The 21,378-nt window shown below is 56.5% G+C and carries 19 protein-coding genes; 13 read left to right on the top strand and 6 right to left on the bottom strand.

Annotation, left to right across the window (positions count from 1 at the left end; all coding sequences use genetic code 11):
• Positions 1-65: 65 nt before the first annotated feature.
• Positions 66-2,042 carry a ribonuclease R family protein gene (locus MRBBS_RS17650; protein ID WP_014872972.1) on the top strand — a complete coding sequence of 659 codons (1,977 nt, stop codon included), beginning with the start codon at positions 66-68 and terminating at the stop codon, positions 2,040-2,042.
• Here the strand turns inward: MRBBS_RS17650 and MRBBS_RS17655 are convergent.
• Positions 1,990-2,913: an acyltransferase gene (locus tag MRBBS_RS17655; RefSeq protein ID WP_041635369.1), complete on the bottom strand. Its 924-nt coding sequence runs from the start codon at positions 2,911-2,913 to the stop codon at positions 1,990-1,992. The genes MRBBS_RS17650 and MRBBS_RS17655 overlap by 53 nt on opposite strands.
• A gap of 150 nt (positions 2,914-3,063) precedes the next feature.
• Here MRBBS_RS17655 and MRBBS_RS17660 point away from each other — a divergent pair, with 150 nt between their 5' ends.
• From MRBBS_RS17660 to MRBBS_RS17675, 4 genes are all read left to right on the top strand, one after another.
• On the top strand, positions 3,064-3,975 hold the full coding sequence (locus MRBBS_RS17660) for a LysR family transcriptional regulator (protein WP_014872973.1): 912 nt from the start codon (positions 3,064-3,066) through the stop codon (positions 3,973-3,975).
• Between the two features lie 103 nt (positions 3,976-4,078).
• Positions 4,079-5,293, top strand: coding sequence for a multidrug effflux MFS transporter (locus tag MRBBS_RS17665; RefSeq protein ID WP_014872974.1), 1,215 nt, complete (start codon positions 4,079-4,081; stop codon positions 5,291-5,293).
• A gap of 115 nt (positions 5,294-5,408) precedes the next feature.
• Positions 5,409-5,906, top strand: a complete 498-nt coding sequence (gene tpx / locus MRBBS_RS17670) for a thiol peroxidase (protein ID WP_014872975.1) — start codon at positions 5,409-5,411, stop codon at positions 5,904-5,906.
• 196 nt (positions 5,907-6,102) lie between these two features.
• Entirely contained in the window at positions 6,103-7,395 is a 1,293-nt protein-coding gene (locus tag MRBBS_RS17675; RefSeq protein WP_050996759.1) for an MATE family efflux transporter, read from the top strand.
• Between the two features lie 38 nt (positions 7,396-7,433).
• Here MRBBS_RS17675 and MRBBS_RS17680 read toward each other — a convergent pair whose 3' ends face one another.
• A complete protein-coding gene (locus MRBBS_RS17680; protein ID WP_014872977.1) occupies positions 7,434-7,862 on the bottom strand; it encodes a thioesterase family protein in 429 nt (142 codons plus the stop codon).
• A 94-nt stretch (positions 7,863-7,956) separates the two neighbouring features.
• Between MRBBS_RS17680 and MRBBS_RS17685 the strand changes: the two genes are divergently transcribed.
• Entirely contained in the window at positions 7,957-9,594 is a 1,638-nt protein-coding gene (locus MRBBS_RS17685; protein ID WP_014872978.1) for an MBL fold metallo-hydrolase, read from the top strand.
• A gap of 231 nt (positions 9,595-9,825) precedes the next feature.
• Positions 9,826-11,223, top strand: a complete 1,398-nt coding sequence (locus tag MRBBS_RS17690; protein WP_014872979.1) for a succinylglutamate desuccinylase/aspartoacylase family protein — start codon at positions 9,826-9,828, stop codon at positions 11,221-11,223.
• Positions 11,224-11,247: 24 nt separating this feature from the next.
• Here the strand turns inward: MRBBS_RS17690 and MRBBS_RS17695 are convergent, their stop codons facing one another.
• A complete protein-coding gene (locus MRBBS_RS17695) occupies positions 11,248-12,444 on the bottom strand; it encodes a MalY/PatB family protein (protein WP_014872980.1) in 1,197 nt (398 codons plus the stop codon).
• A 119-nt stretch (positions 12,445-12,563) separates the two neighbouring features.
• On the opposite strand from MRBBS_RS17695, the gene MRBBS_RS17700 reads away from it, so the two are divergent.
• The 3 genes from MRBBS_RS17700 (at position 12,564) to MRBBS_RS17710 (ending at position 17,214) form a co-directional block, all read left to right on the top strand.
• Positions 12,564-13,457, top strand: coding sequence for a prenyltransferase (locus tag MRBBS_RS17700; RefSeq protein WP_014872982.1), 894 nt, complete (start codon positions 12,564-12,566; stop codon positions 13,455-13,457).
• Between the two features lie 190 nt (positions 13,458-13,647).
• On the top strand, positions 13,648-16,149 hold the full coding sequence (locus MRBBS_RS17705) for an acyl-CoA dehydrogenase (protein WP_014872983.1): 2,502 nt from the start codon (positions 13,648-13,650) through the stop codon (positions 16,147-16,149).
• A gap of 165 nt (positions 16,150-16,314) precedes the next feature.
• A complete protein-coding gene (locus MRBBS_RS17710; protein ID WP_014872984.1) occupies positions 16,315-17,214 on the top strand; it encodes a DMT family transporter in 900 nt (299 codons plus the stop codon).
• A gap of 103 nt (positions 17,215-17,317) precedes the next feature.
• On the opposite strand, the gene MRBBS_RS17715 is transcribed toward MRBBS_RS17710, so the two are convergent.
• Positions 17,318-17,956: a MarC family protein gene (locus MRBBS_RS17715; RefSeq protein ID WP_014872985.1), complete on the bottom strand. Its 639-nt coding sequence runs from the start codon at positions 17,954-17,956 to the stop codon at positions 17,318-17,320.
• 175 nt (positions 17,957-18,131) lie between these two features.
• A complete protein-coding gene (gene bamE / locus MRBBS_RS17720; protein WP_014872986.1) occupies positions 18,132-18,440 on the bottom strand; it encodes an outer membrane protein assembly factor BamE in 309 nt (102 codons plus the stop codon).
• Between the two features lie 167 nt (positions 18,441-18,607).
• Here bamE and MRBBS_RS20520 point away from each other — a divergent pair, with 167 nt between their 5' ends.
• The 3 genes from MRBBS_RS20520 to MRBBS_RS17730 all read left to right on the top strand — a co-directional run bounded on the left by MRBBS_RS20520 (position 18,608) and on the right by MRBBS_RS17730 (position 19,832).
• Positions 18,608-18,793 (top strand): hypothetical protein, encoded by a 186-nt coding sequence (locus MRBBS_RS20520; protein WP_014872987.1) that lies wholly within the window; start codon positions 18,608-18,610, stop codon positions 18,791-18,793.
• 32 nt (positions 18,794-18,825) lie between these two features.
• The gene (locus tag MRBBS_RS20525) at positions 18,826-18,993 is read left to right on the top strand and encodes a potassium channel family protein (protein WP_014872988.1); all 168 of its coding nucleotides are present in this window, start codon (positions 18,826-18,828) and stop codon (positions 18,991-18,993) included.
• Between the two features lie 152 nt (positions 18,994-19,145).
• The gene (locus tag MRBBS_RS17730; RefSeq protein ID WP_014872989.1) at positions 19,146-19,832 is read left to right on the top strand and encodes an OmpW/AlkL family protein; all 687 of its coding nucleotides are present in this window, start codon (positions 19,146-19,148) and stop codon (positions 19,830-19,832) included.
• A gap of 169 nt (positions 19,833-20,001) precedes the next feature.
• Here the strand turns inward: MRBBS_RS17730 and MRBBS_RS17735 are convergent, their stop codons facing one another.
• Entirely contained in the window at positions 20,002-21,336 is a 1,335-nt protein-coding gene (locus MRBBS_RS17735) for a DEAD/DEAH box helicase (RefSeq protein ID WP_014872990.1), read from the bottom strand.
• Positions 21,337-21,378: the final 42 nt, after the last annotated feature.

Raw genomic sequence — 21,378 nt, forward strand, 5'->3', positions numbered from 1 at the left:
ACTCACTGCACCTTTACAGTTATACTGCGCGGCAACATTCATTTTTTTATCAGCCAGGTTACTTCATGCTCAATGCCGACGCTATCAGCCAGTTGCGCCAGCTGAAATCCAATATCGAAGAACACAAAGTGGTTCTTTCCGGCACCGTAAAAGCAACCAATGGCCGCTTTGGCTTTGTTGCTCTGGACGACGGCAGAGATGTGTTTCTTCCGCCCGAGGAAATGCAAAAAGTGCTGCCCGGCGACCGCATCAACGTCACCGAACAGGAGGTCGAGAAAGGCAAAACCCAAGGCTTGGTAGAAGAGCTGCTGAACAGCTCGCTGGATACTTTTGTAGGCCGCTACCAGGTCAAGGGTAAAGGCCACTTTGTGGTGCCGGAAACAGCGGGCATTAACCGCTGGATCTTCATACCGCCAAAAGAGCGTAACGGCGCCCAGCCCGGTGATTACATATATTGCCGCTTGCACCGCCACCCGATCAAAGACGGCAAAGGCCAGGCCCGGGTACTGCGGGTAATAGGCCAGGCCGGCGATGCCGGTATTGAGCGGGCGCTGACCATGGCCGGTTTTGATTTGTCTGACGCATGGCCAGAGGCAGTGCAGCAACACGCCCAAGCGCTCAGTGAAGACGCGATAGCCGCACACAGCGCAGGGCGAGAAGACCGCTGCTCGCAGCCCTATGTCACCATCGACAGCCCCGGCACCCAAGACATGGACGACGCCCTACTGGCGGTGCCAAATGCCACCGGCTGGGCGCTGTCGATTGCCATTGCCGACCCCACCGCATTGATTGAGCCAGGCAGCGCCACCGAACGCGAAGCCATGCGCCGAGCCACCGCCATTTACTTCCCGGGGGAGCCGCTGCCGATGCTGCCCGATGCCGCCAGCACCCGCTTGTGTTCGCTGCAGCCCGATACGACGCGCCTGGCTTTAGTGTGCGATTTGCAGGTTAACAACGATGGCAGTCTGGGCGATTACAGTTTTCACCAGGCCAGCATCCGCTCCCACGGCAAGCTCAGTTATGAACTGGTTGCCAACTTGATTGATGGCCGCGAAGACGACGACATTAAAGCCCTGTCGTCAGCCGTGTCTAACAGCCTGGACCAGCTGCACCAGGCCGCTACGGCGCTGCGGCGCTGGCGCGTCGAACACGCTCTTATTAATGGTGACCGCACGGAGTTCCGCCTGCGGCTGGACGAAAACCGCCGTATTCGCAGCATTGAACCCACAGTTCAAAATGAAGCCCACCGCCTGGTAGAAGAATGCATGGTAGCGGCCAACCGCTGCGCCGCCGACTTTCTGTCGCAGCACAACAAAGGTCTGTTTATTTGTCACAGCGGCCTGCGCGCCGACCGTCACGACAACATCCGCAAGCTGCTGGAACAGCACATGCCACAGCTTGCCGAGCTGGATGTTGCCCAGGCAGAGAGTTTCAAAACACTGATGAAAACCGCCGACAGCCTGAACGCGGATGCCCCGGTAAGATCCATTGTCGCGCGCCAACTGGCCCGCGCCGAGCTGGCCTTCAGCCCCGCGCCACACCAGGGTATGGGGCTTGCTGCCTACACCACATTCACCTCGCCACTACGCAAGTTCACCGACTTTTACGTACACCGGGTGATCAAATCGCTGATCTGGCAGGCGCCGTTAGAAGAATTGGACAACAACGCCCTCAGCACGCTTCAGGCGACTCTGATAAAGGCTCGCCAAGCCGCCAACAGCGTAGAGAACTGGCTTAAAAGCGACTTTGCAAAAACCTTGGGCGATGATGACATGGGCGGCGTTATCAGCCGCACCATTCCCGCCGGCTTTTTTGTGCGCTTAAATTGCAACGGCCTGGAAGGGTTTGTCAGCTGCCGTGACCTGGATGGGAAATACAGTTTTGACCCGGTCACCCTGCGCCTGATTCACAACAAAAATGGCCGCATCTTCCAACTCGACCAGGCGGTTACCGTGCGCCTGGCCGGGGTGGATGACGAACGCCGTCAGATCAATCTGACGCTGCAGGAGCCGAAGCAGGAACCTGTCCCAGCATCTGCGTAATGCGCTGGTCTTTGGCTTGCCACTGTTCGGCAAGCCAAAGCTTTACGTTACGGCGGTATTCAGAGTCGGCCATGTAGTCGCGGCCTTTGAGGTTGTCGGGAATGGCCACGGTATGAATTTCCATTTTGATTTCTGGTACCTGGCCACACAAGAACTGCCAGAAGGTCGGCGCACCGCCGGGGTAGGCAATGGTCAAATCCACCAATGTTTTGACGGAGTCACCCATAGCGTCCAACACAAAACCGACACCGCCAGCTTTGGGCGATAGCAGGTGAGTATAGGGTGATTTTTGAGCGGCATGCTTGGCCGGCGTAAAGCGCGTGCCTTCTACGAAGTTCATAATGCTGACAGGCGTATGCTGGAACTTCTCACACGCGCGGCGGGTGGATTTCATGTCTTCACCGCGTTTTTCGGGGTGCCTTACCAGATACTGGCGCGAATAGCGCTTCATAAACGGGAAATCCAGACCCCACCAAGCCAAGCCGATAACCGGAACCCACACCAACTGTTGCTTCAGAAAGAACTTCAAAAACGGTGCGTTGCCGTGAAAAACCCGCTGCATGGCCAGAATGTCCACCCAGCTCTGGTGGTTACTCAGCACCAGATACCAGCTTTTCTGCTTCAGCTCTTCGGCCCCGGTCACTTCCCAGCGGGTGCCCTGGGTGAGTTTCATCCAGCCACTGTTACAAGCTACCCAAATTTCGGCCACACGAATAATCAGCTTGGTGCACAGCACACCAAAACCCTTGTGGGGAATAATCAACTTCAACAGCGCCGGGATATATAAGAGTAGGCACCACACCAAGGTGTTCAGTAACAACAGCAACGAGTTCAGTACACCAATCACCGGCGCAGGTAAAAAACTGAGCATGGGTTCATTCCACTTTAAAAATTCATGACCGCTAATCATAACAACCACGTTGGGTCTTGGGCAGAGGCGAATGCCATCTACCATTCCCAGCGTGGTATCGTTACTACATTATTATGGTGCCATTATAGCAACAAGAACGGACTCCCGCTGATGAACCCTGTTGAGCCTTTTAATTTGGACCTGCGCGCCCTGGCCACTTTTTTGGTGGTGCTGGACGAAGGCAGCGTATCGCGGGCCGCAGTAACGCTTGGGGTTAGCCAGTCGGCCGTCAGTCACACCCTGGAGCGTTTGCGCCAGGCTTTGGGTGACCCTCTGTTTGTTAAATCCGGGCGTGGCATTACCCCTACCCGTTATGCCCAGCAGGCCGGCCCGCACATTCGTCAGGTGCTGGATGATTTGCGTGCGCTGTCCTCCGGCCCGCTGTTCAGCCCGCAAACCGCAGAGCTGGTGTTTACCATCGCCGCCAACGATTACGAGCGCGACCTTTTGCTGCCCGGCTTGCTGGCTATTTTGCGTGAGCAGGCGCCGGGCATTCGCCTGCAGGTGATTGCCGCCGGCATTCCCAGCGCCGAGCTGTTACGCCAGGAAACCTGCGACCTTATTGTGTCGCCGCATCCACCGGAAGCCAGCGATATTATGCAACGTGGCCTGATGGCCGACCGCATGGTGGTGTTTTATGATCCGGCCCAGCGCGAGCCGCCTCATACCCTGGCCGATTTCCTCAAAGCCGACCACATCAGCCTGATGCTGGGTTCGGCCGAACAGCCGGGGCTGGACCAAGCCCTGAGCGCCCGCAATCTGCGCCGTACCAAACGGGTCAGCGTGTCAAACTTCTCGGCTCTTTCCAGCCTTTTATACGGTACCGACATGTTGGCAGTGGCGCCGGAACGTATGGGTCAGCAACTGTTGTCGCGGGCCGCCTGGGTGCCACTGCCGTTCGACTACAAGCCCTTTACCCTGTTGATGATCTGGCACCAACGCTATCAGAACGATGCTGCCCACCGCTGGTTGCGCAACCAGATAAACGCGGTGGCGGCCACCATGAATGGAATGACGCAATAATCAATCGATATCATTCATAGGTTGTATGACAACCGACAGGCTTACCCGCTGCCTTTAAATCCGTAAACTGCCTGCCCGAATCAACGCTTTTACGGAATGTTTCATGCTTGCCTTAACCAGTATCTGGACCACCATATTATTAGCTGCCGCGGTGGCACTGGGGCCATTGGCAACCGATATGTACCTGCCGGCACTGCCGCAGATTGGCAGCGACCTGAACGCCAGCACCGGCGATGTCCAGCTTACCCTAAGCTTTTATCTGGCCGGTTTTGCCATGGCGCAGCTGTTTTGTGGCCCCTTGGCCGATTGCTTTGGCCGCAAGCCCATCATGATTGCCGGCTTTTTTATATTTGCCCTCGCCAGTATTGGCTGTGCCCGCGCCACCGACGTTGACAGCCTGATGCTGTTTCGCTTTTTACAGGCGCTTGGGGGGTCAGCTGGCCCGGTGCTGGGGCGCGCCGCGGTACGCGATATTTACACGCCACAACAATCGGCCCGCATCATGGCCATTCTGGCCAGTATTATGGCCCTGGCTCCGGCCCTGGCTCCCACCATTGGCGGCGTCATGGTTACCCATCTGGGTTGGGCCTCGATTTTTTACGTGCTGGCCGGTTACGCCCTGGCAATGATGGCCATTGTTGCTATTGGCATACCCGAGCCCATGCGCCCGGAATACCGCCAGCCACTGCGGCCCGCATCGCTGCTCAAAAACTATCGCCTGATTGGCAGCGATGTCAGTTTTCTGGGTTATACCCTGACCAACAGCCTGATGTATTCAAGCCTGTTCGCCTTTATTTCCGGCTCGTCCTTCGTACTTATCGACTTTCTGGGGGTCTCACCACAACATTTCGGGCTCTACTTTGCCTTTGTGGTGGCCGGCTACATAGTCGGCAACCTGCTGGCGGTGCGCTTGGGCAAACGCCTGTTGCCCGATCAAATTTTGCTGCGTGGTATTTTGCTCGCGGTGGCCGGTGGCACCGTGATGGCATCGTTGGCGCTGGCTGAGGTGTATTCAGTATGGGCGGTTATGCTGCCCCAGGCGGTGATTCTGTGCGGCACAGGTATGGTACTGCCACAAACCATGGCCGGCGCACTGGCAAATTTCCCGCGCATGGCCGGCTCAGCCTCGTCCCTGTTCGGCTTCGCACAGATGACCATAGCCGCCGGTTCCGGCGCTCTGGTAGGTTACCTGCACGATGGCACGTCACTGGTGATGGCGCTGGTGATTGCTCTGTCGACGCTTGCCGCGCTCGCCAGCTATGTTCTCCTGGTACAACGATTCCCGGCACCGGGCTTCGAGGCGGAAGCCCGTGTTTAATCAGGCGCCTGGCAGCCAAAAACGTGCAAATGCATCCAATTTAGACTAAAAAGGGTAAAGTACTCGGTGTTACAAAGTCTGTTTTTCTGCAACTTCCATCCTTAAGGAGAATGTTATGAGTAACGTAACACTTGGCGGCGATCCCGTAGAGTTGAGCGGAAACTTCCCCCAACCTGGCGAAACCATCCAGCCTTTTACCTTGACTAACAGCAGCCTGGAAGACGTTAAACTTAGCGATTGGGACGGCAAGCGTAAAATTCTGAGCATTTTCCCCAGCATAGATACCGGCGTGTGTGCCGCATCTACTCGCAAATTCAACGAAAAAGCCGCTGATCTCGACAACACCGTGGTGTTGGTGATTGCAGCAGACCTGCCCTTTGCCTTTGCCCGTTTCTGCAGCGCCGAAGGCCTGGACAAAGTAATTCCCCTATCCAGCTTCCGCAACTACAGCTTCCAACAGGACTGCGGCGTTGCTATGCAAACCGGCCCGCTAGCAGGATTGTGCGCTCGCGCCGTGATTGTTCTAGACCAGAACAACAAAGTACTGCACAGCGAACTGGTTGGCGACATCAAAGACGAGCCCAACTACGATGCCGCTCTGAACGCTCTGTAACTTGCCATAACGAGTGCCGGTATCGCGCCTGCGGTGTCGGTTTTTCTACCCGGCTTTGCTATTCAACTCAACGCGCAAGCATCCAATGCCCCGGCGCTTGCTGCTACACTGCTCGACGTCATTCAAAACCGACATTCGGATTGCCCCTGTGAGTCAATTACCCACTAACGCCAGCCTGCATCGCCAGCTTTACGACATGACATGGCCAATGCTGTTCGGTGTGTTATCGCTGATGACCTTTCAGCTTACCGACAGCGCATTTATAGGCCAACTTGGCCGCGACCCGCTTGCAGCACTGGGCTTTACCATTCCCATGCAGCAACTGGTCAGCGGCATGTATGTGGGCTTGGGCATTGCCACCACCGCGGTGATTTCACGCACCCTGGGCCAAAACAACAGCGATCGCGCCCGCCAATTGGGTGGTCTTGTGGTACTGATTGGCGCAACCCTGGTGCTGGTGCTTTGCCTGCTGGTGTGGCTCGGCCAGCAACCGATTCTAACCCTGCTAGGCGCCGAGCCCGAACTTTGGCCGGTTATTCGCCAGTACTGGGCGCCCTGGCTGATTGCAGCCTGGATCGGCGCTATGGTGTATTTTGGCTATAGCCTATGCCGCTCCCACGGCGACACCAAACTGGCCGGCGCTGTGATGGTTGCCACCAGCCTGCTGAATATAGGGTTGGACTGGCTATACATCTTTTATTTTGGCTGGGGCCTGCCCGGCGCGGCCTGGGCCACCGCCACCGCGTTCAGCCTGGGCGCTCTGGTGATCTATCCGCTGCTGATCAAACGCGGCTGGCTCGGGTTTGACCTGGCCGGCCTGCAGTTGGCTCGCGCGGTGCGTCAGTTAGGCGGCATTATGGCGCCTGCCATGGTCAGTCAGATGATGCCGCCAATGGCCGCGGTGCTGGCCACAGCGCTGGTAGCCAGTTTCGGTTCTACCGCCGTAGCGGCCTGGGGGTTGGGGTCGCGGCTGGAGTTTTTCTCAATTGTGGTGGTATTGGCGCTGACCATGTCGATGCCGCAAATGATCGGGCGCATGCTGGGCAGGGGTGAAATAGAGAGTGTCCGTCGCCTGGTGCGCCTGGCCGTGCGGTTTCTGGTGGTCTGGCAGCTGGCGATTGGCCTGTTATGGCTGCTGGGTTCCGGCTTGGTGACCGAATTGTTCACCACCGATGCGGAGGTGCAAAGCACTTTGGCCAGCTATCTATGGCGAGTACCGCTAAGCTACGGTGGGCTGGGCGCCTGCATGCTGATGGTGTCGGTGTGCAACGCTCTGGGGCTGCCGCTGCGAGCGCTGCTGATTTCCACCTTGCGACTGTTCCTGTGTTACCTGCCCATGCTCTGGCTAGGCAGCCAGCTTAATGGCCTTCCCGGCCTGATGACCGGCGCACTGGTGGGCAATTTGCTGGCCGGCATTATCGCCTGGCAGCTTTACCGCGCCGGTATGGCAAGGCTATCCGCAAAAGCAGACAAGAACCCGACGAAGTAACGGCCCGTAATGCTGGTTAGGCTAACGTTAAGCGTGCCTCAGGCGGCGAACTTCAGGCGAAAGCTATCCGGCATGGGCGTTACCTGCTTTTCATCATAATCAAAAAACACAAAACCGTATTTGGCCTGCGCCACTGCAGCGCCGTCCCGTTCGCGGGTTACGCGGAATACAAAATCACCGCCGTAGAGATTAAAGTCGGTTACCCCTACGTCAAACATCAGGGTTTCCGGGTAGTAAATTTCGGCCTGATACACGGTAGCCAAGTCAGTCACCAGAATGCCCACACCATGGTGACCGACCTCGTCGATCCCGTGATGGGAAAGAAGCTGCACCCGTGCCTCTGACAGCATGGAAATCAGCGCATCGTTACCCAAATGATTGGCTCCGTTCAGATCGGTGCTGCGCACTGCCAGACGAGTTTGAAAACAAAACACCTGTTCGGGAAATTCCAGTTTTATTCGAGCCACAATCCATTCGCCTATGCCAAGAAATGAGGTATGTTGGCATAATCACGCAAAAATCCGAATTGCGCCATATTGACGACTGACTGCTGGTGATTTTATGGATATTCGCCCCGCTGCTACTCTTGCTTTGATCCGCGATAGCGACAAGGGTCTTGAGGTTCTACTGCTACAACGTACCTGGAAAGCCTCTTTTCTGCCGGGTTATTTCGTGTTTCCCGGCGGCGCGGTGGATGACGCAGACCAAGCCTGCCGCGCCCACATTGCCGGCCCTGACGACAGCGCCATCAGCCAGACCATGAGCCTAAGCGAGGGCGGCGCAGACTACATGGTGGCGGCATTGCGGGAATGCTTCGAAGAAGCCGGCCTGCTGCTGGCGGTTAAAGATAACGGCGAGCTGGTGGGCGCAGATCACCCTATTCATCAGTCACGGCAGGCATTGTTTCGCGGCGACGTGAGCCTGCAGGTGCTGTGCCTGCAACACAATCTGATTCTGCCTCTGGACCGGCTGGCTTACCTGAGCCACTGGGTAACCCCACCGGGGCCACCGCGGCGCTTTGATACCCGCTTTTTTGTGGCGGTTACCCCAGAAAACCAGATCGCCAGCCACGATGGCGAAGAAACCATTGACCACTTGTGGATAACACCGCAACAGGGCCTGGCGCAATACCGCAGCGGCGAACGCCTATTCAGCCTGCCAACCTTGCGCACCCTGCGGGTGCTGCACGATTTTACCCATACCGGCGAAGTGATGCGTTACGCCCATGCCAATCCGCCCGAGCCTTTGCCCAGCGAACCCTGGCCCGCCAGACGCCGCGATAAAACCATCGTTCTGGAACCCGACGCGCCGGCGTACGATGAAGCCCGCAAGCTTGACCCTGAAGGCGCAGGCACCACCAACGCGGTAATTGTCCCCGGCGAGCCGGTAGAAATTGCCGCCGGCGTTATCCGCTTGACCTCACCCAACCCAGGCGTGATGACGGGGCCGGGCACCAACACGTACCTGGTAGGCCACGATCGTTTCACTGTGATTGACCCGGGGCCGGAGGACCCAGCCCACATCGAGCGCATTCTTCAGTTAACCGGTGGCCGTGTTGATCAGGTGCTGGTAACCCACACCCATCAGGACCATTCTCCGGCCACCAGCCTACTAAAACAACGCACCGGATGCCGGCTGATTGGGCGTGCCGCACCGGCAGGCGCGTCACAGGACAGCAGTTTCATCCCGGATAACGAGCCCGAACACGGCGACCTGATTGCCACGGACGCCGGCATCCTGAAGGTTTTACACACACCGGGCCACGCCTCGAATCACCTGTGTTATTTGCTGTTGGAACAGGGAATACTGTTTTCTGGAGACCACATCATGCAGGGATCCACCGTGGTGATAAATCCGCCAGATGGCGATATGAAGGCGTACATGGAATCGCTCTATGATTTGCTGGCCGAACCGCTGAGTTTTATTGCACCTGGCCATGGCTTCGTGATGGCGCGGCCAGAGGCGACGGTAGATTATTTAATTACCCACCGATTGACCCGAGAACACAAAATTGCCCGGGTGCTGAAGAAGCTGGCACCGGTCAGCTTGAAAAACCTTACCGCCAGCGCCTATGACGACGTACCGGCGGCGATTCACGGGGTGGCCGCGCGCTCGGCGCTGGCACACCTGTTAAAGCTGGAGCAGGAGGACCGCGCCAGTTGCAACGGCGACGCCTGGCATTCCACCCGCCATACCTGATGACGCCGATACCGGGCGCAGAAGGCTTATGAGCTCGACTCATTGTTTGATAACAAAAGCGTGCTGCTAAAACACTCGTTCAATCCGCCACCTATCATCCCTAATCCGGCGAAGGCTTCATGAAAACGGTATTAAACCTTTGTCACAGCCATATCAACCATCTATAAAGCGCTCTAATCTATCCACACTCAGGCTCGGTAAAAGCAAGAAGTCACGATTTCAAGGGGTAGTATGGCCAGCAAACACAGGGTGGTAGTGGCATTTTGGCAGCACTTGACCAGGCGTTCTCTGGCAAGCGCCATCGTTATGACGGGTGCTTTTGGCGCGCTTTTAGCCCAAGCCGACGATAACAGTGACGGCGACACCTTAATGGTCGACTTGGAGAGCGAACAGGCACCCGCAGAATCACAACCGGCCGCCAGCCGCAGCGCACCGGATATCGATTTGAAGGAGGTGGCGAGGCCCCCGGCAACCGCGGCCGAACTGACAAGTCCTGACGCTGGTGCAAAGCCGCTTTCTGAGCCGCTCTCAGACTCGATTCAGCCCGCACCCGCGGTGGAGACCCCAAAAATTACCGCAAATTTCAGCCTGCTGGGCAGTGATATTCGGCCGGGCATTTCTACCCGCCTGGCTTGGTCTCCCAACATCCAGATTGCCGGTCTATCGCATCCAACGCCGGTTCTGGTGGTCAACGGCATCAATCCCGGCCCTACCCTGTGCCTGACCTCAGCCATTCACGGCGATGAGCTAAACGGCATCGAAATTGTGCGCCGCACCCTGTATGACCTTGACGCGACCAAACTGTCCGGGCGAGTTGTGGGTGTGCCGATTGTGAATCTGCCGGGTTTTGAGCAAGGCAGCCGTTACCTGCCTGACCGCCGCGACCTCAACCGGCACTTCCCCGGCAGCGCCAACGGCAGCCTGGCGGATCGCATTGCCCACTCGCTGTTTACCCAAATTATCAACCATTGCGACATGCTGGTGGACATTCATACTGGCTCGCAAAAGCGCACTAACCTGCCGCAACTGCGCGCCGATATGAACAATCCGGATGTAGCAGCCTTCACCCTCGGCTTTGACCGCATTGCGGTGGTGCACAGCAGTGGTTCACCGGGTATGTTGCGCACCGCGGCCGTTAACGCCGGTATCCGCGCAGTGACTCTGGAAGTCGGGGAATCCCACCGAATTCAAGAGCACCAGATAAAAGCCGGGGTGAACAGCCTGATCAGCCTGCTGGAGAAACAGGAAATGATTTCGCGGATGTTTGCGTGGGGTGCACCCGAGCCGGTTTACTACGACTCACTTTGGGTGCGGGTTGATCACGGTGGCATTCTTTTCAGCAAGGTGGACCTGGGCGACAATGTAAACAAGGGCGATCTGATGGGTCATGTTACCGACCCCATTACCAACGCCCAGTATCCGGTGCGAGCCACTCGCAGCGGGCGGTTGATTGGCATGGCAGTAGACCAGGTGGTTATGGCGGGATTCGCCGCGTACCACCTGGGCACCAAAGCTGACAACCCGGAATTTCACATCAACGGCGAGCTTGGCCACGCTGACAGTGCGGGAATGAGAGAGAGCGTGGAAGATGAAGAAAGCGGCGACGATCTCATCGACAACGATGGTTAAGCCGCCACCCCACTCATCGTGAATCTACTGCCGAGCGCCAAGCGCCGCCTGGATACGCTCGATCACCTGCTCCAGGGTGGCTCGCGGGCAGCCGATGTTCAGGCGCATAAAACCACTGCCATTGGCGCCAAACGAAACACCCGGATTCATACCCACACCAGCCTGCTCCACAAACAAGCGTTTCAGGCCGGTGTCGTCCAACCCCAGTGCGCGGCAGTCCAGCCACATTAAATAAGTGCCCTCGGGGGCGCTCACATTTATACCCGGCAGACGCTGGGAAACCTGGTTCACCACAAAATCGCGGTTGGCCTGCAGGTAATCCATCAACTGGTCCAGCCAGGGGCCGCCGTGGCGGTAACCGGCTTCGAAACTGGTTACGCTAAACGGATTACTCTGGGGCATGTGGAACGATTTCAGCACATCCGCCATTTTCTGCCGAAGCCCGCTGTTTGCGATCACCATGGCCGACAAACCAAGGCCGGGGACGTTAAAGGTTTTACTCGGCGCAATGGCGGTAATTAACTGGTCGTCGGGGCGCGCAAGGGCCGCTAGCATACGGTGGCGGCGGCTGTCGGAAAACACGAGATCGCAATGAATTTCATCGCTCAGCAGCACTAGGTTGTGGCGTCGGCAAATGTCGAGCACCGCTGTCAGTTCGGCTTCACACCACACCCGCCCGATTGGATTATGGGGCGAACACAAAAGCAGCATCTTTGCTTGCGGGCGCGCCGCACATTGCTCCAAGTGGGCCAGATTCATGCGGTAGTACAAGTTGCCGTCTTCTTGTTTTTCCGCCAGCAGCGGATTTTCCAGAACCTGACGCCCGGTTTGTCGCACCGAACTGAAAAACGGCGGGTATACTGGTGGCTGTATAATTACCTCATCGCCCGGATCGGTACACGCCATGCACGCGGCATTTAATGAGGGCACTACGCCCGGCGCCATCAGCACCCATTCACGCTGAAAACTCCATTGGTGGCGCTGGCGAAACCAGTCGTGCATGGCGCTGTAAAGGCTATCGGGGAACATCGTGTAACCGTATACCGGGTGAAGGGCGCGCTCGCTGAGTGCATCAGTCACCGCTTGCGGCGCAGCAAAATCCATATCGGCCACCCACACCGGCAGTACATCGGCGCGGCCGAACACCGCTTCGCGGGCGTCCAATTTCACCGCATGGGTGTTTTCCCGGTTTACCGGCTGATCAAAATCTGTCTGGGACACACATCACTCCCTGAAATTGCCAAAAGCAAGGCCGCTCGCCGCTGCGAGCCTGACCCAAGCTTGAGGTTATAATTAATTGATAGCAAAGTCTCAGCATACATCAGAAGGCCCCGTAATCCATGTCTCAAACCGCCGTTGTTATTCGCACTTCCCGCCCCAATTTTTTAGTGATGGCCCCGCTGTGCGTAGGTCTGGGAGTTGCGCTGGCCTGGCGGCGGCCCGAAACTCCGCCGCCCTTCTTGGACATCCTATTGGTTTTCATGGGTGCGCTGCTGGCCCACGCCGCGGTGAATATGCTGAATGAATACGAGGATTTTACCTCCGGACTGGATTTGCACACCCGCCGTACGCCGTTTTCAGGCGGCAGCGGCGCCCTGCCACAGCTGCCGTCGGCGGCGCGCTCCGTTTTACTGGGAGCACTGGTTACATTGGGTCTGGCAGTGGTTATTGGCCTGTATTTTTTATCGCAACGGGGCTTGCCGATGCTAATACTGGGGGGGGCTGGCGTTGCTCTGGTCATTACCTACACCCGCTGGATTACCCGTTCGCCTCTGCTGTGTCTGCTGGCGCCCGGGCTGGGGTTTGGCCCGGTGATGGTGCTGGGGACTGTAGTAGCACTAGGGGCGCCGATCAACGCCGCGGCCGTCGCGGTGTCTGTCATCAGTCTGCTGCTGGTAAGCACACTGCTTTTGATGAACCAGATTCCCGACGCCGAAGCCGATCGCCGTGGCGGCCGTTATCACGCGGTGATCGTGCTGGGCGTTTATAAAGCCGCGTGGCTGGCCGGAGCCATGCTACTGGCCAGTTATGGCGTACTCGCGCTGGCTCTGGTCAGCAGTTGGTTGCCGCCGGCAACGGCGCTAGGTTTTATAACCCTGCCCCTGGCACTGTGGATTACCTTCAAATTGCCCCAGGTGGCAGGCGATCATCACAGCCTGCCACCGGTTCTGGCCGTAAACGTAGCCTGCCTGCTTGCCACACTGGCTTTGCTGGTTGTCGGGCTGAGCATGTAACGGGGGGTGGCGATCACGCCCTCAGCTCATTTCAGCGCTGCTGAATGTCGCTTTTTGTTACAGTATTTAATCCATATTACAAGTCGTTACAGGGCGCAGAGTACAACCCGCTCTACGGAGGCCTGCTATAGTGTTTGTTCCGGGCATCATGGGTTGTTCCGGACATTTTTCATTGTGACAAGGAGTTGCCATGAGTGTTGTGCTTCTGTTGTTAAGCGCGCTGGTACTGATTTACCTCAGTATTGGCGGAAAGACGGCCAGCGTTGTGCTGTGCGTTGCTACGCTGATTGGCCTGGCCCAAGACGACTGGCATCTGGTCAGCTTTGTAGTCGGCGGGCTTGCCCTGGCTTTGGCGTTAATTCTGCTGAACCCCAGCGATCTGCGTCTCAATAGGTTCAGCAGACCATTGCTGAACTGGGTACGCTCACGCTTGCCACAATTGTCAGATACCGAAGCCGAAGCGCTGAAGTCCGGCTCGGTGGATTGGGACGGCGAGCTGTTTTCGGGCAAGCCACAGTGGTCGAAACTGCTGGGCGCAAAGCCGGCGCATCTGAACAGCGAAGAACAGGCGTTTCTGGATGGCCCGGTAGAGGAACTCTGCGCCATGCTGAACGACTGGGAAATCACCCATGAGCATTACGATTTGCCCGAAAAAGTGTGGGCGTTCATACGCGGTAACGGCTTTTTCGGGCTGGTCATACCCAAGAAGGACGGCGGCATGGGGTTTTCTAACACCGCGCACTCCGAAATCGTGATGAAAATATCCACCCGCAGCGTGTCCACTGCGGTCACCGTGATGGTGCCTAACTCTCTTGGGCCCGGTGAGCTGTTGATGCACTATGGTACCGATGCCCAAAAGCAGCATTATTTGCCACGCTTGGCCGGCGGCCAGGAAATTCCCTGTTTCGCTCTGACATCGCCGGTAGCAGGCTCAGATGCCGGCGCTATTCCAGACAAAGGCATTGTGTGCAAAGGCCAATGGAAGGGCGAAGAAGTACTGGGCCTGAAAGTCACCTGGAACAAGCGCTACATCACGCTAGCGCCGGTGGCTACCCTGATTGGGCTGGCCATCAAAGTGTATGATCCAGACGCCTTGTTGGGCGACATCCCCGACATGGGTGTTACCTGCGTGATGGTGCCGCGGGAAACCGATGGCGTTCACGCCGGCGCCCGCCACTTGCCGATGAACACAGTGTTCATGAACGGCCCGACCTGGGGCAACGACGTATTTATTCCCATGGACCAGGTGATCGGCGGCCAAGACATGCTAGGCAAAGGCTGGACCATGCTGCTGGAATGCCTGTCCATAGGTCGTTCTATTTCGCTGCCGGCTTTGGGCACAGGCGCCGGCAAAGTTGCCAGCCTGGCCACCGGTTCTTACGCCCTGACCCGAGAACAATTCGGCCGCTCTATCAGCCAGTTTGAAGGCGTGCAAGAAGCGCTGGAACCCATCGCCGGTTACACCTGGATGATGGACGCAGCGCGCTTGCTCACGGCAGGTATGCTGGACCGCGGAGTACGCCCGGCCGTGCCCTCTGCGCTGCTGAAATACCGCAACACCGACCTGATGCGCATTGTGATCAACCACGCCATGGACGTCGTTGCCGGCCGCGGCGTTATTACCGGGCCGCGCAACTTCCTGGCCCGCGCCTACCAAGCTATACCCATCGGTATCACCGTAGAAGGCGCCAACATTCTTACCCGCAGCCTAATGGTGTTTGGCCAAGGCGCCATCCGCTGCCACCCATTTATTGTTGACGAAATCGCCGCGGCTGGAATGGAAGACCAAGATCAGGCCACCAAAAAATTCGATGGCGTTTTCTACAGCCACCTGGCGCACACCACCCGTAACGGTTTGCGCGCGCTGGTGCTAGGCCTGACCGGCGGCCTGGCCGAACCGGTGCCGCGCCAAGGCAACCTGAAACCTTACTACCGCCAACTGGCGCGCTTTTCGGCGGCCCTTGCGCTGATGACCGACGTTACGCTGCTTTCCGTAGGCGGCGGCCTAAAGGCTCGCCAACGCCTGTCCGGGCGCATGGCGGACTGTCTGGTACAGCTGTATTACGCCACCGCAGTGATCAAACAATGGCACGAAGAAGGCTATCCGGAAGAACAGCGCCACATGGTCGAATGGTGCCTGAAAACCTGCCTGCGCGATTTGCAGGGTTCCATGCGTGAAGCCATCATCAACTTCCCAGTTCCAGCCCTGCGCTGGCCCCTGCGATTATTGGTGTTCCCCTTGGGCGCGACGGGCCTGAATGGCCCCGACGACCGCCTGGGCACCAAAGTGGCCGCCAGCATTGTAGAAGACACACCGCTGCGCCAGCGCATACACCGCGGCGCCTATATACCCACAGACAGCAGCGATTCTCTGGGCAGGGTGTTGAACGCCTACCGCCTGGCCAACGAAACCACCGACATGCGCGCTCGCTTGCACCAAGCTATTCGAGACCGCGATGAAGACGACCTGGACGGCATTGCCCTGCTGATGGGCCACGAACGCAAACAGCTGGTCGACTGGGCCTGCGCCCAAGGCGTAGTGAAAGCCAATGAGTGCGAAAAACTGGAAGAGGCACTCGCCGCGCTCTACGACGTTATTCGCGTAGATGCGTTTGACAGCGACGGCCTGAAAGAGCTGTCAAAGTGCGTCACTGGCAAACGCAAAGTGGTCGAACGCCCCGCAGGACACTGATCGCTGAGCTGGCAATCCGACAAAGATTGCCAGCACTTTCATTTAGATAGCTTAACTATTAAATAAATGCCTATACATTAGATAGGTACTAAACGGCATTCAGGCTGACCAAAGCCACGGCTATACTGCCGTGCTGAATCCATTACGCGTTTTCTGAGGTTATTCATGTCTGGCAAAACCGTTGGCAGCGCCATCTTTCTGCTGGTGATCGGCAACGCCATGGCGTTAATGTCCGATGTTCTTATAAAACTGCTGGATCCCGGCGCGCCTATATTCCAGTTCGCCTTCCTGCGCTGCGTGCTCACTCTGCTGCTGCTGTTACCGCTGGCCAAAAAAATAGACCGCCGCCAGTTTTTTGCTGGCACCGGCATTCACGCCATCCGCGCCCATGTTCACCTGATTGGCATGCTGTGCATGATCATCGCCCTGGCCAACCTGCCCTTGGCCACCGCCAATGCCGTATTCTACGCCGCGCCCATACTGGTGATGCTGTTATCAGTCGTCATTTTCCGCGAACGCCTCACACCCCTGAGCGTGATTGCCGTATTCAGCGGCTTTGCCGGCATTATACTGATACTAAGACCCATAGATTTCACTTGGGCAGCGTTTGCGGCCCTGGGCTCGGCGTTTTCACTGGCCATCAACGCCGTACTGGTGCGTAAACTGCCAAAGCAACAGACCACCGTGCACAAACTGGTCCTGAACTACCTGCTGATTATCCCCGCTACCGGCGCACTGGCAATCTGGGACTGGCAGCAAGGCTCGCGCTGGAGCACCGACCTGGTCATCATCGCCGCCGGCTCCTCCCTGTTTATACTGGGTTACAACATCACCGTCCTTTTGGCTTACCGCCAAGTAGACGCCAACCAAGTCACCAGCGCCGAATACACTGGCCTGATCTGGGCCGTCGCCATCGGCTGGATATGGTTCAACGAAGTCCCCGATTTATGGTTCCTGGCCGGCAGCCTGATGATCGTAATACCGCTAATCCTGATCGGCCTGACCCAAAGAAGAAAATACCCGGCAAGAGACTTCAACCCTGCGCTGCGGAGCTCAAAAAAATAGATGCTGTAAGCGGTAGAATGACGGGAAACCGGGGACAAACAAGACAGGGGACAGATTTGAAATCTGTCCCCTACGCTGTGGCGGGACAACCACATCTGGTGCGTTACCTAACAACCAACCCAGAAGCCGTAATAAACCCAGACAACCCGGTCAACACAATTTCCGCCGCCATAGCCGACAAAATCAACCCGCTGATCTTCGACATAATATTCAGGCCATTCTTACCCATCGCCTTTTCCAAATAACCCGATAATCGCAACAAAACCGCCAGAATCAGCAAACTCGACACCAACCCCAACAAACCCCCAGCCACCGCCGCAACCTGCTTCAGCTCAGCACCGTAAACCAGAATCGCACCAATCGTAGCCGGGCCAATCATCACCGGTATCGCCAAGGGCACCACCGCAATATCATCGCGACTATCATCCGGCAGACTCGTGGCGTGACTGCGAGTACCGTTGTTAACCAGACTGATGGCCGTCAAAAACAACAGTGTACCTGCACCAATGCGGAACGAATTGAGAGTAATACCAATGGCACCAAACAACAGAGGACCGGCAAAAAACAGAATCACACCCAACACCAGCGCCGATATGCAGGCACGACGAATAATCGCGGTTTTCTCGTCCGCCGGCAGCCCGCGAGTTAACGCTAAAAACATGGTCACGACGAAAAACGGCGCCAGCAGAAACAAAAAGCGGATAGAGCTGCTGATGTAGGTCGAAAAAAACAATTCAATCATTACCGAAGAATTCCACAGAAGGAGATTTTGGGCGCTAAGCATAATCCCCTCACCCCGAATTTGCCGTAAGGAAGTGGACCTACTCAGCGTTATAAAGACAGCCTGGAAATGTAAGATTATTTAAAACAAAACGGGCTGCAAATGCAGCCCGTTTTGTTTATTCACTCTTCGCGGTTTACTGCGTGGCGTTATAATTGTAAGACTGCACCACTCCGTTGCCATCAAACGTGATAATCAGGTCTTCGGTTTTGTCGTCGCCAAACGCAGACCAGCGATACTTGCCGTAAGTCCAGGTGCGCTTACCGTCTTTCATACCGGTACGCCAAGGCTCACCAAACAACGCCTGCACTTCTGAGCGAGTGGTTTCGTTGACTGTAATCTGGTCAACATTGTGGGTGGCAAAATCCTGACCCACAGATGCACAACCTGCAAACGTCAGGGTAGCGGCCACCAACACGGCTGCTGAGATTTTTTTCACAAACATTGCCTTTACTCCTGTGGAAACTATTCTGCATTTTTCGGCCTGTATCATAGCGCCAATCGGATAACAGAAAAAACAAACCCAACCATAATATCTGCAAGAACCCATTATAAACTGGGGTAGTCGCACCCGCTCTGCGGGCCTGTCATCCCGCAGGGAGAGCTTCACTTTTGCCTTTAGAAGAACCCGGTAGCCTGCCTATCGCCACTGTCGCCTTCAGTGTGCTGGTTGCGACTGTGGTGCTGATTCATCACGAAGTGCTGGTGCTGGTGCGGCTGAGCAGCGTACTGGGAAAAATGGGTAGTCATCAGCATTTCCGACTGGCTGTAGCCGTACTCGGGGCTGGGGGCTGCTGATTGGTAACTTTAACGGCACCCTTCTGGACTGCGTGTACTTTTCGTTCAGCACATTTACCACCGTAGGCTACGGCGACATTGAGCCCATAGGCAACCTGCGTTTTCTGACCGGCATTGAAGGCCTGGCCGGGCTGGTACTGGTGGGCTGGAGTGCGTCCTTCCTGTTTATGGAAATGCAGCGTTACTGGCCAAGGCGTTAAAAAACACCCCGCAATACGCTCATTATTTGAGCTGAATCAAAGGTGCCGTGAAATAGCGCTCCTCTTTTTTTAATAATTGCGCTAAATCAAGATTGCCTTTGTAGCAACCATTACTCTTACAGCCAATACGAATCGAACCTTGGAGATTTATTATGTCCCGTACTTTCAAAATTGGTGTGTTGGCTGCGGCCGTAATGGCGGTTGCGCCGGCTGCTCAGGCTTTTGAAGCTGGTGATTTTATTCTGCGCGCGGGTGCTGCTCAGGTTGCACCGGATGCGTCCAGTGAGAAGCTTAGAGTTGGTGGCGCTCCTTTGCTTGGCCTCGCCGACGCTCGCGTTGATGTTGATGACAACACCCAGTTAGGTATTCGCGCGACCTACATGTTCACCAGTAATATTGGTCTCGGTCTTTTGGCGGCAACGCCTTTCAAACACAATATTAGTGGTGCAGGCGATCTTGCTGCCCTTGGCAAGCTGGCTGAAATCAAGCACCTGCCACCCACTCTGACGCTACAGTACTACCCGATGCACAGTTCATCGGCCTTTCAGCCATACGCGGGTGTTGGTGTGAACTACACCACTTTTTTTGAAGAAAAAATGACCTCAGATTACGCACCACTGGTGGGAGCCGATATCAAGCTGGACGACAGTGTAGGCGTTGCTGCTGAAGTAGGATTTGACTACATGTTGAGTGACAATTTTGGTTTGAACGCTGCGGTATGGTGGGCTGACATAAATACCGATACACAGATTACACTTGCCGACGGAACGAAAGTCGATGAGTTCGAAGTCGAAATCGACCCAATGGTCTACATGGTAGGTTTCACCTACAAGTTCTGACAGCTGTCCCGATTACTTGCTGAGCCAATGGCCCAGCACACTCTGAATGCACTCCCTTTTACGGGGCCCTGTTTTTACACGGCCCCGCTTTTTATTTTCAGATTCTGAACAAAAAAATGCGAAGCCAAAGCTCCGCATTTTTAACCTGCTACCTCAAGCCCGTATGGCCTCAGGCTCCCGGGTTTTGGCGCTGACCTGAACGTCCGCGTTGGCCGCCATCGCCATTCTGGCTCCGGCCTGCGCTGCGGCCGCCTGGCTTATCGCTAAAGCTGCGGGGCTTATCACTTGGCCGGCCATTGCCGCCACCATTTCCACCGCTGCGGTTACGGGCTTTGCTGGGATCGGCCTTGGCTCTGGGCGCCAGTGCCACGTGGTTCTTCGGCTCAAAGCCTTCTACTTCCTTGCGCGGCAGCTGCTTCTTGATCAGCTTTTCGATACCCACCAGCATGCTGAGTTCGTCAGCACTCACCAGCGACAACGCGTGGCCACTTTCGCCCGCGCGGCCGGTACGGCCAATACGGTGAACGTAGTCTTCCGGCACGTTAGGCAACTCAAAGTTCACCACTTGGGGCAACTGTTTGATATCCAAACCGCGAGCAGCAATGTCGGTCGCTACCAGCACACGGATATCACCCTGCTTGAACTCGGCCAAAGCGCGGGTACGGGCGCCCTGGGACTTATTGCCGTGAATCGCAGCAGCGGTAATACCGTCTTTGCCCAGCTTCTCGGTCAGGCGGTTCGCACCGTGCTTGGTGCGGGTAAACACCAGTACTTGTTCCCAGCTGTTGTCGCGCACCAGTTTGCTCAACAGCGCCGTTTTCTGGCTCTGATCCACCGGATAAACGGATTGAATAACGCTTTCGGCAGTGGTGTTGCGCACTGCAACATCAATCTGCACCGGGTCGTTTAGCAGGCCCTTGGCCAGGGTGCGAATTTCGTTGGAGAAGGTTGCAGAAAACAGCAGGCTCTGGCGCTTCGCAGGCAGCATAGCCAGAATCTTGCGGATATCGCGAATAAAGCCCATGTCCAGCATGCGGTCGGCTTCGTCCAGCACCAGAAACTCTACTTCGTTGAAACGCACAGCGTTCTGCTGATACAGGTCCATCAGGCGGCCAGGTGTTGCCACCAGTACGTCCAGCCCTTTGCGCAGCTTCATCATCTGCGGGTTAATTTTCACACCGCCAAATACGACAGCCGCGCGGGTGGGCACGTAACGACTGTAAAGGTTCACGCTGTCGTGCACCTGAGCGGCAAGTTCGCGGGTAGGCGTCAGAATCAGCACGCGCGGGCCTTTGCCGGTACGCGGGTTCTGTTCCAGCATCTGCAGTATCGGCAGAACAAAACCGGCGGTTTTACCGGTGCCGGTTTGCGCGGCGGCCATCACATCTTTACCGGCCAATACCGCTGGAATTGCTTTTAACTGAATGGGTGACGGGGTTTCATAACCCTGGTCCAAAGTGGCACGGACTAGCGGCTCAGACAAACCGAGTGAAGAAAAACTCATAATAGATTAACTCTTGATTGTTCTGCCTCCACGAACACCGTT

The organism is Marinobacter sp. BSs20148 (assembly GCF_000283275.1).
Taxonomy (GTDB): Bacteria; Pseudomonadota; Gammaproteobacteria; order Pseudomonadales; family Oleiphilaceae; genus Marinobacter; species Marinobacter psychrophilus.